The 15586-nt window shown below is 71.9% G+C and carries 15 protein-coding genes; 14 read left to right on the forward strand and 1 reads right to left on the reverse strand.

What is annotated here, in order from left to right:
- Positions 1-30: 30 nt before the first annotated feature.
- From ACH4C6_RS24405 to nusB, 8 genes are all read left to right on the forward strand, one after another.
- Positions 31-372 (forward strand): hypothetical protein, encoded by a 342-nt coding sequence (locus ACH4C6_RS24405; RefSeq protein WP_398110704.1) that lies wholly within the window; start codon positions 31-33, stop codon positions 370-372.
- A 142-nt stretch (positions 373-514) separates the two neighbouring features.
- A complete protein-coding gene (gene aroC / locus ACH4C6_RS24410) occupies positions 515-1699 on the forward strand; it encodes a chorismate synthase (RefSeq protein WP_398110705.1) in 1185 nt (394 codons plus the stop codon).
- Positions 1696-2211, forward strand: a complete 516-nt coding sequence (locus tag ACH4C6_RS24415) for a shikimate kinase (protein ID WP_398110706.1) — start codon at positions 1696-1698, stop codon at positions 2209-2211. Before aroC ends, ACH4C6_RS24415 begins: the two co-directional genes overlap by 4 nt.
- A complete protein-coding gene (aroB, locus tag ACH4C6_RS24420) occupies positions 2208-3299 on the forward strand; it encodes a 3-dehydroquinate synthase (RefSeq protein ID WP_398110707.1) in 1092 nt (363 codons plus the stop codon). Before ACH4C6_RS24415 ends, aroB begins: the two co-directional genes overlap by 4 nt.
- Positions 3300-3464: 165 nt before the next feature.
- Positions 3465-4349, forward strand: a complete 885-nt coding sequence (locus ACH4C6_RS24425; protein ID WP_398110708.1) for a Pro-rich N-terminal domain-containing protein — start codon at positions 3465-3467, stop codon at positions 4347-4349.
- 100 nt (positions 4350-4449) lie between these two features.
- Positions 4450-5565: a M24 family metallopeptidase gene (locus ACH4C6_RS24430; protein ID WP_398110709.1), complete on the forward strand. Its 1116-nt coding sequence runs from the start codon at positions 4450-4452 to the stop codon at positions 5563-5565.
- A gap of 49 nt (positions 5566-5614) precedes the next feature.
- On the forward strand, positions 5615-6181 hold the full coding sequence (gene efp, locus ACH4C6_RS24435; protein WP_333937441.1) for an elongation factor P: 567 nt from the start codon (positions 5615-5617) through the stop codon (positions 6179-6181).
- 2 nt (positions 6182-6183) lie between these two features.
- The gene (gene nusB / locus ACH4C6_RS24440; RefSeq protein WP_184981683.1) at positions 6184-6618 is read left to right on the forward strand and encodes a transcription antitermination factor NusB; all 435 of its coding nucleotides are present in this window, start codon (positions 6184-6186) and stop codon (positions 6616-6618) included.
- A gap of 192 nt (positions 6619-6810) precedes the next feature.
- Here the strand turns inward: nusB and bldD are convergent, their stop codons facing one another.
- Entirely contained in the window at positions 6811-7314 is a 504-nt protein-coding gene (bldD, locus tag ACH4C6_RS24445) for a transcriptional regulator BldD (protein WP_020938842.1), read from the reverse strand.
- A 266-nt stretch (positions 7315-7580) separates the two neighbouring features.
- Between bldD and pyrR the strand changes: the two genes are divergently transcribed.
- From pyrR to carB, 6 genes are all read left to right on the forward strand, one after another.
- A complete protein-coding gene (gene pyrR / locus ACH4C6_RS24450) occupies positions 7581-8147 on the forward strand; it encodes a bifunctional pyr operon transcriptional regulator/uracil phosphoribosyltransferase PyrR (protein ID WP_398110710.1) in 567 nt (188 codons plus the stop codon).
- Positions 8148-8250: 103 nt separating this feature from the next.
- Positions 8251-9228, forward strand: a complete 978-nt coding sequence (locus ACH4C6_RS24455) for an aspartate carbamoyltransferase catalytic subunit (protein ID WP_398110711.1) — start codon at positions 8251-8253, stop codon at positions 9226-9228.
- Between the two features lie 5 nt (positions 9229-9233).
- Positions 9234-10520, forward strand: coding sequence for a dihydroorotase (locus tag ACH4C6_RS24460; protein ID WP_398110712.1), 1287 nt, complete (start codon positions 9234-9236; stop codon positions 10518-10520).
- Positions 10517-11086, forward strand: a complete 570-nt coding sequence (locus ACH4C6_RS24465; protein WP_398110713.1) for a hypothetical protein — start codon at positions 10517-10519, stop codon at positions 11084-11086. The genes ACH4C6_RS24460 and ACH4C6_RS24465 overlap by 4 nt, the downstream gene beginning before the upstream one ends.
- The gene (carA, locus tag ACH4C6_RS24470; RefSeq protein WP_398110714.1) at positions 11083-12222 is read left to right on the forward strand and encodes a glutamine-hydrolyzing carbamoyl-phosphate synthase small subunit; all 1140 of its coding nucleotides are present in this window, start codon (positions 11083-11085) and stop codon (positions 12220-12222) included. Before ACH4C6_RS24465 ends, carA begins: the two co-directional genes overlap by 4 nt.
- The gene (gene carB, locus ACH4C6_RS24475) at positions 12215-15523 is read left to right on the forward strand and encodes a carbamoyl-phosphate synthase large subunit (RefSeq protein WP_398110715.1); all 3309 of its coding nucleotides are present in this window, start codon (positions 12215-12217) and stop codon (positions 15521-15523) included. Before carA ends, carB begins: the two co-directional genes overlap by 8 nt.
- Positions 15524-15586 lie beyond the last annotated feature (63 nt).

The raw sequence follows: 15586 nt of genomic DNA on the forward strand, positions 1-15586 counted from the left end.
GGGCGGAACAAGGGGAGGGGAACGTCCGTCATGTCCGCAAGCCTGCCGCAGGCGTCCGCGAAGTCCGAGATGTTCGAGGTCGTGCTGCGCTTCCTGCCCGACTGGGTGCAGTTCACGGTGCTCGCCCTGATCGTGCTCGCCCTCGTGGCGTCCTGGGCCGTCAAGATCACGCGCAAGATCGCCTACCGCCGTGCCGTCCGCACCGGCCGGCCGGTGCACGCCGCCGCCCAGTACGGGCAGGGGCGCGGCGCCGACTTCCTCGGGCAGTACGCGCCGCAGCAGACGCCCGCGCCGCCCCGGCAGGAATCCGGCGCCGACTTCCTGGGGGCCTACGCCCCGCAGCGCCGCGAGGGCGACAGCGCGTCCGCCTGATGGACCGGCGGCCGGACACCGGGCCCGGGCGTGGGAGGATCGGAGGTGGCGGACCGGAGCCGCGCAGCCGGTCAGGCCGTCGCCGTACGCGAGGACGTGCGTACGCAAGGCAGTACCAGGGCGCGAGCACTGAGGAGCACCGTTGAGCAGGTTGCGCTGGCTGACCGCGGGGGAGTCCCACGGTCCCGCACTCGTCGCGACGCTGGAGGGCCTTCCCGCCGGCGTGCCGATCACCACGGACATGGTGGCGGACCATCTCGCGAGGCGGCGCCTGGGCTATGGGCGCGGTGCACGGATGAAGTTCGAGCGGGACGAGGTCACCTTCCTCGGCGGTGTCCGGCACGGCCTCACGCTCGGCTCCCCGGTGGCGATCATGGTGGGCAACACCGAGTGGCCCAAGTGGGAGCAGGTCATGGCGGCCGACCCGGTCGACCCGGAGGTGCTGGCGGGGCTGGCCCGCAACGCGCCGCTGACCCGCCCCCGGCCCGGTCACGCCGACCTCGCGGGCATGCAGAAGTACGGCTTCGACGAGGCCCGGCCGATCCTGGAGCGCGCCTCGGCGCGGGAGACCGCGGCCCGGGTGGCGCTGGGCGCGGTGGCCCGCTCCTACCTGAAGGAGACCACCGGGGTCGAGATCGTCTCCCACGTGGTGGAACTGGCGTCGGCGAAGGCGCCCAAGGGCGTCTACCCGGCCCCGGCCGACGTGGAGCGGCTGGACGCCGACCCGGTGCGCTGCCTGGACGCGGACGCGTCGAAGGCGATGGTCGCCGAGATCGACCAGGCCCACAAGGACGGCGACACCCTGGGCGGTGTGGTGGAGATCCTGGCCTACGGCGTGCCCGTGGGCCTGGGTTCGCACGTGCACTGGGACCGCAAGCTGGACGCCCGGCTGGCCGGCGCGCTCATGGGGATCCAGGCCATCAAGGGTGTCGAGGTCGGCGACGGCTTCGAGCTGGCGCGGGTGCCGGGCTCGCAGGCGCACGACGAGATCGTGAACACCGGCGAGGGCATCCGGCGCACCTCGGGCCGCTCCGGCGGCACCGAGGGCGGGCTGAGCACCGGCGAGCTGCTGCGGGTGCGGGCGGCGATGAAGCCGATCGCGACCGTCCCGCGCGCCCTCCAGACCGTGGACGTCACCACGGGCGAGGCCGCCCAGGCCCACCACCAGCGCTCGGACGTCTCCGCCGTCCCGGCGGCCGGGATCGTGGCCGAGGCCATGGTGGCGCTGGTCCTGGCCGACGCGGTGGCCGAGAAGTTCGGCGGCGACTCGGTGACCGAGACCCGCCGCAACGTCACCGCGTACCTCGACCACCTCGCCATCCGATGAGCGGGCCGCTGGTCGTGCTGGTCGGCCCGATGGGCGTGGGCAAGTCCACCGTCGGCCGGCTGCTGGCCGGGCGGCTCGGGGTCGCCTACCGGGACACCGACGACGACATCGTCGCCGGGCAGGGCCGGACCATCGCCGAGATCTTCGTCGACGAGGGCGAGGCCGCCTTCCGGACGATGGAGAAGGCGGCCGTGCGGCGCGCCGTCGCCGAGCACGACGGCGTGCTCGCGCTGGGCGGCGGCGCCGTCCTCGACGAGGACACGCGCGCGCTGCTCGCCGGGCAGCGCGTGGCGTACCTGTCGATGGACGTCGAGGAGGCCGTCAAGCGCACCGGCCTCAACACGGCCCGCCCGCTGCTCGCGGTCAACCCGCGCAAGCAGTGGCGCGAGCTGATGGAGGCCCGCCGGCACCTCTACGAGGAGGTCGCCACCGCCGTGATCGCCACGGACGGCCGTACGCCCGAAGGGGTCACCGAAGCCGCCCTGGACGCACTGGAGTTGAAGAAGGCATGAGCGAGGCAGTCACCCGCATCCAGGTCGCCGGCACCGCGGGCACCGAGCCCTACGAGGTCCTGGTGGGCCGTCAGCTGCTGGACGAACTCGGCGCGCTGATCGGCGACCGGGCCAAGCGGGTCGCGGTCATCCACCCCGAGGCGCTCGCCGAGACCGGCGACGCCCTGCGGGCCGACCTCGCCGGGCAGGGCTACGAGGCCGTCGCCATCCAGGTGCCCAACGCCGAGGAGGCCAAGACCGCCGAGGTCGCCGCCTACTGCTGGAAGGCGCTCGGCCAGTCCGGCTTCACCCGCACCGACGTCGTCGTGGGCGTCGGCGGCGGCGCCACCACGGACCTCGCCGGGTTCGTGGCCGCCACCTGGCTGCGCGGGGTGCGCTGGATCGCCGTCCCGACCACCGTGCTGGCCATGGTCGACGCGGCCGTCGGCGGCAAGACCGGGATCAACACCGCCGAGGGCAAGAACCTCGTCGGCGCCTTCCACCCGCCCGCCGGAGTCCTGTGCGACCTGGCCGCGCTGGAGTCGCTGTCCGTCAACGACTACGTCTCGGGGCTCGCCGAGGTCATCAAGGCCGGCTTCATCGCCGACCCCGTGATCCTCGACCTGATCGAGTCCGACCCCGAGGCCGCCCGCACCCCGGCCGGACCGCACACCGCCGAGCTGATCGAGCGCTCCATCCGGGTCAAGGCCGACGTGGTCTCCTCGGACCTGAAGGAGTCGGGCCTGCGGGAGATCCTCAACTACGGGCACACGCTCGGCCACGCCATCGAGAAGAACGAGCGCTACAAGTGGCGCCACGGCGCGGCCGTCTCCGTCGGTATGCACTTCGCCGCCGAACTGGGCCGCCTCGCGGGCCGGCTGGACGACGCGACGGCCGACCGGCACCGCACCGTCCTCGAAGCGGTCGGGCTGCCCCTGCACTACCGCTACGACCAGTGGCCCAAGCTGCTGGAGACCATGAAGGTCGACAAGAAGTCCCGCGGCGACCTGCTGCGCTTCATCGTCCTCGACGGGCTGGCCAAGCCCACGGTCCTGGAAGGGCCCGACCCGGCCGTCCTGCTCGCCGCGTACGGCGAAGTCGGCCAGTAAGTCCTCCGGCGCGCCTGCCCGCCCCGAAGCGCCGTGCGCGTCCGGGCACTTCGGACCGCCCCCGGCCGTTCACACAGGGACGACCGGGGGCGGTACCGTTCGGTAGCAGCGGGTACCGCCCCCGCTGTCAGCGCCCATCGCCTGTACGAGACGGAGTGGCACCGGATGCAGCACGCAGTGGGTTCTCCGCTGCCGCCGCCCCCTCAGCCGGGGCACGGACCGGCCGTCGGCTGGTCCCCGGCCGCACATCACCCGGGGCCGCAGCACCCCGGCGCGCAGCAGGGCCCCGCGCCCGTACCCCCGCCGCCCCCGGCGCCGGGCTACCCCGCGCCGCCTCCTGGTCCGGCCGCGCCGCCTGTCGGTCCGGCCGCGCCTCCTGCGCAGGCCTCCGCGCCGGTGGTGCCGGAGACCACCGGCCATGTGCGGCTGCCGCCCGGCGGGCCCGTCGCCGTGCCGAGCGCCCCGCCCGCCGCGGCGGCCCCCGACCCGGCGGGCACGACCCTCGCGGTGCTGCTGATCGGCCCGGCGGGCGCGGGCAAGACCAGCGTCGCCAAGTACTGGGCGGACCACCGCCGGGTCCCCACGGCGCACATCAGCCTCGACGACGTGCGCGAATGGGTCCGTTCCGGCTTCGCCGACCCGCAGTCCGGGTGGAACGACAACTCCGAGGCCCAGTACCGCCTCGCCCGCCGCACCTGCGGATTCGCCGCGCGCAACTTCCTGGCCAACGGCATCTCGTGCATCCTCGACGACGCCGTCTTCCCCGACCGCCCGGTCGTCGGTCTCGGCGGCTGGAAGCGCCACGTCGGCCCGGGCCTGCTGCCCGTGGTGCTCCTGCCCGGGCTGGACATCGTCCTGGAGCGCAACGCGGAGCGCTCCGGCAACCGCCGCCTGTCGGACGAGGAGGTCGCCCGCATCCACGGCCGCATGGCCGGCTGGTACGGATCGGGCCTGCCGATCATCGACAACTCCCAGATGGACGTGCCGGAGACGGCCCGGGTGCTGGACGAGGTCCTCGCCCGGTCCATAGCGAGCCCGCCCCAGTGGTAGCGCCACCGCGGGGCGGAGCCGTGCGGGCGGCACCCACCGCGCTGCCCCACTCGGCCTCTCCCGAACGGCGCCCGGCGCCCGAAGCTCATACGCTCGGTTCATGTCAGAGGTGTACGCGGCCCGCCGGACGCGTCTGAGGGAAATCTGCAACGCGGGCGGCAGCGCGGCGGCGCTCGTCTCCCGCCCCGCCAATGTGCGCTACCTCGCGGGTGCCGCCCCGCCCGGTGCCGCCCTGCTGCTGGGGCGGACCCCGCAGGAGGACCTCCTGGTCTGTGCCGGCCCGACGGCCGACCGCCCCACCCAGGAGCGCCCCGACGAGGCGCTGCGCGTGCGGACCCTGCCGGGAGCAGCCCCGGGCGATCCGGCCGCCGCCGCGGCCGGCGTCGCCGCGGAGCACGGCACCGACTCGCTGGCCGTCGAGGAGCACCACCTCACCGTGGCCCGGCACCGGGCCCTCGGCTCGGCCGCCCCCGCCCTGCGCCTGGCCGACCTCGGCGGTGCGGTCGAGCAGCTCCGGGTCGTCAAGGACGAGGAGGAGATCTCCTCCCTCCGCATCGCCGCGGAGATCGCCGACCAGGCCCTCGGCGAACTCCTGGAGTCCATCCTGGTCGGCCGCACCGAGCGCCACCTCGCCCTCGAGCTGGAGAGGCGCCTGGTCGACCACGGGGCGGACGGTCCGGCCTTCCCCACCTCGGTGGGCACCGGCCCCCACTCGGGCCGCCCGGGTCACCGGCCCACCGACCGCCGGGTGGAGGAGGGCGACTTCCTCTCCGTGTGCCTCGGCGCGACGTACCGCGGCTACCGGTGCGAGATCGGCCGCACGTTCGTGATCGGCACCGCGCCCGCCGACTGGCAGATCGAGCTGTACGACCTGGTCTTCGCAGCCCAGCGGGCCGGCCGGGAGAGTCTCGTCCCCGGCGCCGCCTGCCGGGACGTGGACCGCGCGGCCCGCCAGGTGCTGGACTCCGCCGGGTACTCCGAGGGCCTCACGGCCCTGACCGGACACGGCGTGGGGCTCGAAATCGACGAGGACCCTCAATTGAGTCCCGCGGCCATGGGTAAACTGGACGCTTGCGTGCCGGTCACCGTCGAACCTGGGGTCCACCTCCCGGGCCGGGGTGGTGTCCGGATCGATGACACGCTCGTCGTCCGCCCCGAGGCGGACGGCGGACCCGAGCTACTCACCATCACGACCAAGGAGCTGCTCGCCCTGTAGGCAGGTGCGTGCCCCGGGGTCGTACGTCAGTCCAGGAGATTCCGCAACCGTGGCTTCCACGAACGACCTCAAGAACGGCATGGTGCTCAAGCTCGAAGGCGGCCAGCTCTGGTCCGTCGTCGAGTTCCAGCACGTCAAGCCCGGCAAGGGCCCGGCCTTCGTGCGCACCAAGCTCAAGAACGTGCTCTCCGGCAAGGTCGTCGACAAGACCTTCAACGCCGGCGTCAAGGTCGAAACGGCCACCGTCGACAAGCGGGACATGCAGTTCTCCTACATGGACGGCGAGTACTTCGTCTTCATGGACATGGAGACGTACGACCAGCTGCACGTCGACCGCAAGGCCGTCGGCGACGCCGCCAACTTCCTGATCGAGGGCTTCACCGCCACGGTCGCCCAGCACGAGGGCGAGGTGCTCTTCGTCGAGCTGCCGGCCGCCGTCGAGCTGACCGTGCAGGAGACCGAGCCGGGCGTCCAGGGCGACCGCTCCACCGGTGGCACCAAGCCCGCCACCCTGGAGACCGGCCACCAGATCCAGGTCCCCCTCTTCATCACCACCGGTGAGAAGATCAAGGTCGACACCCGCTCCAGCGACTACCTCGGCCGGGTGAACAGCTAACCGTGGCTGCCCGCAACACGGCCCGTAAGCGCGCCTTCCAGATCCTCTTCGAGGGTGACCAGCGCGGCGCCGACGTCCTGACGGTCCTCGCGGACTGGGTGCGGCTCTCCCGGGCGGACACCCGGCAGCCGCCGGTCAGCGAGTACACGATGGAGCTCGTCGAGGGCTACGCCGAGCACGCGAAGCGCATCGACGAGCTGATCGCCCAGTACTCGGTGGGCTGGACGCTCGACCGCATGCCGGTCGTCGACCGCAACATCCTGCGGCTCGGCGCCTACGAGCTGATCTGGGTCGACGGGACCCCGGACGCCGTCGTGCTCGACGAGATGGTGCAGCTGGCGAAGGAGTTCTCGACGGACGAGTCGCCCTCGTTCGTCAACGGCCTCCTCGGCCGGCTCAAGGAGCTCAAGCCGTCGCTCCGCCGCGACGAAGTCTGAGGACCGAGCACCCACGCCGGAGGGCCCGCAGCGGTGACGCTGCGGGCCCTCCGGCGTTCCTCGGCCCGTCCTGTCGTCCCGGACGGCTCCGCGGCCCCGTACGACACCGCCGGGGTGGCCGCGAACCATCTGGTTCCGGCCACCCCGGCGGCACGTTTCTGCTGTGGTCGGGTCCGCTGCCCCGGGGAGGGGTCAGGCGTCCTCGTGGGTCGCCACGGCGCGGCGCGCGTCCGCGTCCAGCACGCCCCAGCTGATCAGCTGCTCGGTGAGGACCGAGGGGGACTGGTCGTAGATGACGGCGAGTGTGCGCAGGTCGTCCTGGCGGATCGAGAGCACCTTGCCGTTGTAGTCACCGCGCTGCGACTGGATCGTGGCCGCGTAGCGCTGGAGCGGGCCCGCCTTCTCGGCGGGGACCGTGGCCAGCCGCTCCAGGTCCAGGACCAGCTTCGGCGGCGGCTCGGCGGCGCCGCCCGGGGTGGTGCCCGGCAGCAGCTCCTGCACCGGAACGCCGTAGAAATCCGCCAGCTCGGCAAGGCGCTGCACGGTCACGGCACGGTCGCCGCGCTCGTACGAACCGACCACGACCGCCTTCCAGCGGCCCTGGGACTTCTCCTCGACACCGTGGAGGGAAAGGCCCTGCTGGGTGCGGATCGCCCGGAGCTTGGCCCCGAGCTGTTTGGCGTATTCGCTGGACATATAGCTCCCCGGCACTGTGTCGACGCGTCTGGCGTGGGTGCCAGCCCGCGCGGCTGGTAACTCACTGTGAGGTTACGCAGCGTTACTCTGCCGCGTCAAGCCGAATGGTCCGCACCGACTCTTCCGTGGTAGCAGCCGTGCATTGCGCCGGATGGGTGATCCATGGGGCCCGTTCGGGTGACGGCGGGGACCTGCTACCGTGGATGGCGCAATCCCGACGTCCTTTAAGGTCCGTCCCGTGAGGCGGAGAAGGAGGTCCGTTTCGTATGGACACGCACGACTCGCAGTCCGATGCCCGGCCCGTTCTGGAAGGGCCCGACATCGCACGGGTGCTGACCCGTATCGCCCACGAGATCGTCGAACGCGCCAAGGGCGCCGACGACGTGGTGCTCCTCGGCATTCCGACCCGGGGCGTCTTCCTCGCCCGCAGGCTCGCCGACAAGCTCGAGCAGATCACCGAGCGCAAGGTTCCGTGCGGCTCGCTCGACATCACCATGTACCGCGACGACCTGCGCATGCACCCGCCGCGTGCGCTGGCCCGCACCGAGATCCCCGGTGACGGCGTCGACGGCAAGCTGGTCGTCCTCGTCGACGACGTGCTCTTCTCCGGCCGCACGATCCGCGCCGCCCTCGACGCCCTGAACGACATCGGGCGCCCGCGCGCGGTGCAGCTGGCGGTCCTCGTCGACCGCGGCCACCGTGAACTGCCCATCCGTGCCGACTACGTCGGCAAGAACCTCCCCACGTCGTTGCGGGAGACGGTCAAGGTCCAGCTCGCCGAGGAGGACGGTCGCGACACCGTGCTGCTCGGTGCCAAGCCGGCCGCCCAGTAGCACTCCGGGCGTACGCCGCCGCCGTACGCCGGTTCAGTGCGCGTGCCCGCGCGCCCGTCTGCCCCGAACCTCCCGTTTTGAACTGCCTTACGGAGCCTGACAGATGCAGCGTCATCTCATCTCGGCCGCCGACCTCACCCGCGACGACGCCGTCCTGATCCTCGACACCGCCGAGGAGATGGCCCGGGTCGCCGACCGGCCGATCAAGAAGCTGCCGACCCTGCGCGGCCGCACGATCGTCAACCTCTTCTTCGAGGACTCCACCCGGACCCGGATCTCCTTCGAGGCCGCCGAGAAGCGGCTGTCCGCGGACGTCATCAACTTCTCCGCCAAGGGCTCCAGCGTGTCCAAGGGCGAGTCCCTGAAGGACACCGCCCAGACCTTGGAGGCCATGGGCGTCGACGCCGTGGTCATCCGGCACGGCGCCTCCGGAGCCCCCTACCGCCTGGCGAACTCCGGCTGGATCGACGCCGCCGTCGTCAACGCCGGCGACGGCACCCACCAGCACCCCACCCAGGCCCTGCTGGACGCCTTCACCATGCGCCGCCGCCTGATCGGGCCCGACGCCGGGCTCGGCCAGGACCTCGGCGGCAGGCGCATCACCATCGTCGGCGACGTGCTGCACAGCCGGGTCGCCCGCTCCAACGTCGACCTGCTGCACACCCTGGGCGCCGAGGTCACCCTCGTCGCCCCGCCGACCCTGCTGCCCGTCGGCATCGACACCTGGCCCTGCGAGGTCTCCTACGACCTCGACAGCACCCTGACCAAGTCGGACGCGGTGATGATGCTGCGCGTCCAGCGCGAGCGCATGAACGCCGCCTTCTTCCCCACCGAGCGGGAGTACTCGCGGCGCTACGGACTCGACGGCGACCGCATGGCGCGGATGCCCGAGCACGCCATCGTGATGCACCCCGGGCCGATGGTCCGCGGCATGGAGATCACCGCCGAGGTCGCCGACTCCGACCGCTGCACCGTCGTCGAGCAGGTCGCGAACGGAGTGTCCATCCGGATGGCCGTCCTGTACCTGCTGCTCGGTGGCAACGAGCCCGCCGTCACCAACCCCCGCACCGAGGAGAAGTAAGACAGATGAGCAAGATCCTGATCCGTGGTGCGAAGGTACTCGGCGGTGCCCCCCAGGACGTCCTGATCGACGGCGGGACCATCGCCGAGGTGGGGACCGGCCTGAGCGCCGAGGGCGCGGAGGTCGTCGAGGCCGAGGGCAAGGTGCTGCTGCCCGGCCTGGTCGACCTGCACACCCATCTGCGCGAGCCCGGCCGCGAGGACTCCGAGACCGTCCTCACCGGCACCCGCGCCGCCGCCTCCGGCGGTTTCACCACCGTCTTCGCCATGGCCAACACCTTCCCGGTCGCCGACACCGCCGGCGTCGTCGAGCAGGTCTGGCGGCTCGGCAAGGAGCACGGCTACTGCGACGTGCAGCCCATCGGCGCCGTCACCGTCGGCCTGGAGGGCAGGAAGCTCGCCGAGCTGGGCGCCATGCACGAGTCGGCCGCCGGCGTCACCGTCTTCTCCGACGACGGCAAGTGCGTCCACGACGCCGTGATCATGCGCCGGGCCCTGGAGTACGTGAAGGCCTTCGGCGGTGTCGTCGCCCAGCACGCGCAGGAGCCGCGGCTGACCGAGGGCGCCGAGATGAACGAGGGCGTCGTCTCCGCCGAGCTGGGTCTCGGCGGCTGGCCCGCGGTGGCCGAGGAGTCGATCATCGCCCGGGACGTCCTGCTCGCCGACCACGTCGGCTCCCGCGTCCACATCTGCCACTTGTCCACCGCCGGGTCCGTCGAGATCGTCCGCTGGGCCAAGTCCCGCGGCATCCAGGTCACCGCCGAGGTCACCCCGCACCACCTGCTCCTCACCGACGAGCTGGTCCGCTCGTACAACCCCGTCTACAAGGTCAACCCGCCGCTGCGCACCGAGCGCGACGTGATGGCCCTGCGCGAGGCCCTCGCCGACGGCACGATCGACATCGTCGCCACCGACCACGCCCCGCACCCGCACGAGGACAAGGACTGCGAGTGGGCCGCGGCCGCCATGGGCATGGTCGGGCTGGAGACCGCGCTGTCGGTGGTGCAGGAGACCATGGTGGACACGGGCCTGCTGGACTGGGCCGGCGTCGCCGACCGGATGTCCGTCAAGCCCGCGCAGATCGGACAGGCCGCCGGCCAGGGCCGTCCCGTCTCGGCAGGTGAGCCCGCCAACCTCACCCTGGTCGACACGGCATACCGTGGGCTGGTGGACCCCGCGGGCTTCGCCTCGCGCAGCCGCAACACCCCCTACGAGGGCCGTGAGCTGCCGGGCCGTGTGACGCACACGTGGCTGCGGGGCAAGGCCACGCTCGTCGACGGGAAGCTCACGTGACACCTGTACTCCTGCTGGCCGCCGAGAAGGAATCGGCGGAAGTGACCGACTGGGCCGCCCGCATCGGCTGGGTCGTCGGCCTCGCCCTGTTCGTCGCGCTCGTCTACTGGCTGATGCGCGAGGGCTGGAAGTGGCGCGGCACGCTCCAGGGCGACCTGCCCGAGCTGCCCACCGCCCCGGACGAGCCGGGCCCGGCCCGCCTGACCACGACCGGCCGCTACCACGGCTCCACCACCGCCGGGCAGTGGCTCGACCGCATCGTCGCCCGGGGCCTGGGCGCCCGCAGCCGCGCCGAGCTGACGCTGACGGACGCCGGCCTGGACGTCGTACGCCCCGGGGCGAGCGACTTCTTCGTGCCGGTGGCCCGGCTGCGCGAGGCCCGGCTCGACAAGGGCATCGCCGGCAAGGTGCTCACCGAGGGCGGCCTGCTCGTCGTCACCTGGGAGCACGGGGACCGGCTGATCGACTCCGGCTTCCGCTCCGACCACGCGGCCGGGCACCGCGAGTGGGTCGACACCATCAACGCCATGATCGAGAAGAACACCAGGGAAGGCGCCGAACGATGACCACCTCCACCAGGGGAGCCAAGACTCCCGCCGTGCTCGTCCTGGAGGACGGCCGGATCTTCCGGGGCCGCGCCTACGGGGCCGTGGGGGAGACCTTCGGCGAAGCGGTGTTCTCCACCGGCATGACCGGCTACCAGGAGACCCTCACCGACCCCTCCTACCACCGCCAGGTCGTGGTGATGACCGCCCCGCACGTCGGCAACACCGGCGTGAACGACGAGGACGCCGAGTCCCGGCGCATCTGGGTCTCCGGCTACGTCGTGCGCGACCCCGCGCGCGTGCCGTCCAGCTGGCGCTCCCGGCGCACCCTCGACGAGGAGCTGGACGCGCAGGGCGTCGTCGGGATCTCCGGCGTCGACACCCGCGCCCTCACCCGCCACCTGCGCGAGCGCGGCGCCATGCGCGTCGGCATCTTCAGCGGCGACGCCGTGCGGGACGACGCGACGCTCCTCGCGCGCGTGCAGGAGGCCCCGCAGATGAAGGGCGCCGACCTCTCCGCCGAGGTCGCCACCACCGAGGCGTACGTCGTCGCGGCCCAGGGCGCGAAGAAGTTCACCGTCGCCGCCGTGGACCTCGGCATCAAGGGCATGACCCCGTACCGCATGGCCGAGCGCGGCATCGAGGTGCACGTCCTGCCGGCCACCGCGAGCGTCGAGGACGTCTACGCCGTGAACCCGGACGGCGTGTTCTTCTCCAACGGCCCGGGCGACCCGGCCACCGCCGACCACCCCGTCTCCGTCATGCAGGGGGTCCTGGAGCGGGGCACCCCGCTGTTCGGCATCTGCTTCGGCAACCAGATCCTCGGCCGCGCCCTCGGCTTCGGCACCTACAAGCTGAAGTACGGCCACCGCGGCATCAACCAGCCGGTGCAGGACCGCACGACCGGCAAGGTCGAGGTCACCGCGCACAACCACGGCTTCGCCGTCGACGCCCCGCTCGACGAGGTCGCCGACACCCCGTTCGGCCGTGCCGAGGTGTCGCACGTCTGCCTGAACGACAACGTGGTGGAGGGGCTCCAGCTCCTCGACCGCCCCGCCTTCAGCGTCCAGTACCACCCCGAAGCGGCAGCGGGCCCCCACGACGCCGCCTACCTGTTCGACCGCTTCGTCTCCCTGATGGAGGGCCAGCGTGCCTAAGCGCACCGATATCCAGTCCGTCCTGGTCATCGGCTCCGGCCCGATCGTCATCGGTCAGGCCGCCGAGTTCGACTACTCCGGCACCCAGGCGTGCCGCGTGCTGAAGTCCGAGGGCCTGCGGGTCATCCTCGTGAACTCCAACCCGGCGACGATCATGACCGACCCGGAGATCGCCGACGCCACCTACGTCGAGCCGATCACCCCCGAGTTCGTCGAGAAGATCATCGCCAAGGAGCGGCCCGACGCGCTGCTGCCCACCCTGGGCGGCCAGACGGCCCTCAACACCGCGATCTCGCTCCACGAGAACGGCGTCCTCGACAAGCACGGCGTCGAGCTGATCGGCGCCAACGTCGAGGCCATCCACAAGGGCGAGGACCGCGACCAGTTCAAGGTGGTCGTGGAGGAGGTCCGCAAGAAGATCGGCCACGGCGAGTCCGCCCGGTCCTACATCTGCCACTCCATGGACGACGTCCTCAAGGGCGTCGAGGAGCTCGGCGGCTACCCGGTCGTGGTCCGTCCCTCCTTCACCATGGGCGGCGCCGGCTCCGGCTTCGCCCACGACGAGGAGGAGCTGCGCCGCATCGCGGGCACCGGCCTCACCCTCTCGCCGACCACCGAGGTGCTCCTGGAGGAGTCCATCCTCGGCTGGAAGGAGTACGAGCTGGAGCTGATGCGCGACAAGCACGACAACGTCGTGGTCGTCTGCTCCATCGAGAACTTCGACCCGATGGGCGTGCACACCGGCGACTCCATCACCGTCGCCCCGGCGATGACCCTCACCGACCGCGAGTACCAGATCCTGCGCGACATCGGCATCGCCGTGATCCGCGAGGTCGGCGTCGACACCGGCGGCTGCAACATCCAGTTCGCGGTGAACCCCGAGGACGGCCGCGTCATCGTCATCGAGATGAACCCGCGCGTCTCCCGCTCCTCGGCCCTCGCCTCCAAGGCGACCGGCTTCCCGATCGCCAAGATCGCGGCCAAGCTCGCCGTCGGCTACACGCTGGACGAGATCCCCAACGACATCACGCAGGAGACCCCGGCCTCCTTCGAGCCCACGCTCGACTACGTGGTCGTGAAGGCCCCCCGGTTCGCCTTCGAGAAGTTCCCCAGCGCCGACTCCACCCTCACCACCACCATGAAGTCGGTCGGCGAGGCCATGGCCATCGGCCGCAACTTCACCGAGGCCTTCCAGAAGGCGCTGCGCTCGCTGGAGAAGAAGGGCAGCCAGTTCACCTTCGTCGGCGAGCCCGGTGACAAGCTCCAGCTCCTGGAGCAGGCGGTGCGCCCCACCGACGGCCGCATCAACACCGTCATGCAGGCCATCCGCGCGGGCGCCACGCCCGAGGAGGTCTTCGACTACACGAAGATCGACCCCTGGTTCGTCGACCAGCTCTTCCTGATCAAGGAGATCGCCGACGAGCTGGCCGAGGCCCCCGAGCTCACCGCCGACCTGCTGGCCGAGGCCAAGCGGCACGGCTTCTCCGACACGCAGATCGGCGAGATCCGCGGCCTGCGCGAGGACGTCGTCCGCGAGGTCCGGCACGCGCTCGGCATCCGCCCGGTCTACAAGACGGTCGACACCTGCGCCGCCGAGTTCGCCGCGAGGACGCCGTACTTCTACTCCTCCTACGACGAGGAGAGCGAGGTCGCGCCCCGGACCAAGCCGGCCGTCATCATCCTGGGCTCCGGCCCGAACCGCATCGGCCAGGGCATCGAGTTCGACTACTCCTGCGTCCACGCCTCCTTCGCGCTGAGCGACGCGGGCTACGAGACGGTGATGGTCAACTGCAACCCGGAGACCGTCTCCACCGACTACGACACCTCCGACCGCCTGTACTTCGAGCCGCTCACGCTCGAGGACGTGCTGGAGATCGTGCACGCCGAGCGGCAGGCCGGACCGGTCGCGGGCGTCGTCGTCCAGCTCGGCGGCCAGACCCCGCTGGGCCTGTCGCAGGCGCTGAAGGACAACGGCGTGCCGATCGTCGGCACTTCCCCGGAGGCCATCCACGCCGCCGAGGACCGCGGCGCCTTCGGCCGGGTCCTCGCCGAGGCCGGCCTGCCGGCCCCGAAGCACGGCACGGCCACCACCTTCGCCGAGGCCAAGGCCATCGCCGACGAGATCGGCTACCCGGTCCTGGTGCGCCCGTCCTACGTCCTCGGCGGGCGCGGCATGGAGATCGTCTACGACGAGACGCGCCTGGAGGCGTACATCGCCGAGTCGACCGAGATCAGCCCGTCCCGGCCGGTCCTGGTCGACCGGTTCCTCGACGACGCCATCGAGATCGACGTCGACGCCCTCTACGACGGCGAGGAGCTGTACCTCGGCGGCGTCATGGAGCACATCGAGGAGGCCGGCATCCACTCCGGCGACTCGGCGTGCGCCCTGCCCCCGATCACCCTCGGCGGCTTCGACATCAAGCGCCTGCGCGCCTCCACCGAGGCCATCGCCAAGGGCGTGGGCGTGCGCGGCCTGATCAACATCCAGTTCGCGATGGCCGGCGACATCCTCTACGTGCTGGAGGCCAACCCGCGCGCCTCGCGCACCGTCCCCTTCACCTCGAAGGCGACGGCGGTGCCGCTGGCCAAGGCCGCCGCCCGCATCTCGCTGGGCGCCACCGTCGCCGAGCTGCGCGCCGAGGGCCTGCTCCCGGCCACCGGCGACGGCGGGGAGCTGCCGCTGGACGCGCCGATCTCCGTCAAGGAGGCGGTCATGCCGTGGTCGCGCTTCCGCGACATCCACGGCCGCGGCGTCGACACGATCCTCGGCCCGGAGATGCGCTCCACCGGCGAGGTCATGGGCATCGACTCCGTCTTCGGCACGGCGTACGCCAAGTCGCAGGCGGGTGCCTACGGGCCGCTGCCCACCAAGGGCCGCGCGTTCATCTCGGTCGCCAACCGCGACAAGCGCTCGATGATCTTCCCGGCCCGCGAGCTCGTCGCGCACGGCTTCGAGCTGCTCGCCACCTCCGGCACCGCCGAGGTCCTCAAGCGCAACGGCATCAACGCCACGGTCGTGCGCAAGCAGTCCGAGGGCGTGGGCCCGAACGGCGAGAAGACCATCGTCCAGCTCATCCACGACGGCGAGGTCGACCTCATCGTCAACACCCCGTACGGCACGGGCGGCCGCCTCGACGGCTACGACATCCGCACGGCGGCGGTGGCCCGCTCGGTGCCCTGCCTGACGACGGTCCAGGCGCTGGCGGCGGCGGTGCAGGGCATCGACGCCCTCAACCGCGGCGACGTGGGCGTCCGCTCGCTCCAGGAACACGCGGAACACCTGACCGCGGCCCGCGACTAGCAGCCCCGAGGGGGACACCGGAAACGGTGTCCCCCTCTTCGTGAGGACGTCACGTCCTGGTGA

Source organism: Streptomyces sp. NPDC017943 (assembly GCF_044328425.1).
In the GTDB taxonomy this organism is placed as follows: Bacteria; Actinomycetota; Actinomycetes; order Streptomycetales; family Streptomycetaceae; genus Streptomyces; species Streptomyces djakartensis_A.

Bases quoted from the DNA above. Each gene is read 5' to 3' on its own strand.
- ACH4C6_RS24425 (WP_398110708.1), top strand. From the start codon at position 3,465: ATGCAGCACGCAGTGGGTTCTCCGCTGCCGCCGCCCCCTCAGCCGGGG.
- bldD (WP_020938842.1), bottom strand. From the start codon at position 7,314: ATGTCCAGCGAATACGCCAAACAGCTCGGGGCCAAGCTCCGGGCGATC.
- ACH4C6_RS24415 (WP_398110706.1), top strand. From the start codon at position 1,696: ATGAGCGGGCCGCTGGTCGTGCTGGTCGGCCCGATGGGCGTGGGCAAG.
- carA (WP_398110714.1), top strand. From the start codon at position 11,083: ATGACCACCTCCACCAGGGGAGCCAAGACTCCCGCCGTGCTCGTCCTG.
- ACH4C6_RS24405 (WP_398110704.1), top strand. From the start codon at position 31: ATGTCCGCAAGCCTGCCGCAGGCGTCCGCGAAGTCCGAGATGTTCGAG.
- ACH4C6_RS24460 (WP_398110712.1), top strand. From the start codon at position 9,234: ATGAGCAAGATCCTGATCCGTGGTGCGAAGGTACTCGGCGGTGCCCCC.
- aroB (WP_398110707.1), top strand. From the start codon at position 2,208: ATGAGCGAGGCAGTCACCCGCATCCAGGTCGCCGGCACCGCGGGCACC.
- ACH4C6_RS24455 (WP_398110711.1), top strand. From the start codon at position 8,251: ATGCAGCGTCATCTCATCTCGGCCGCCGACCTCACCCGCGACGACGCC.
- ACH4C6_RS24430 (WP_398110709.1), top strand. From the start codon at position 4,450: ATGTCAGAGGTGTACGCGGCCCGCCGGACGCGTCTGAGGGAAATCTGC.
- pyrR (WP_398110710.1), top strand. From the start codon at position 7,581: ATGGACACGCACGACTCGCAGTCCGATGCCCGGCCCGTTCTGGAAGGG.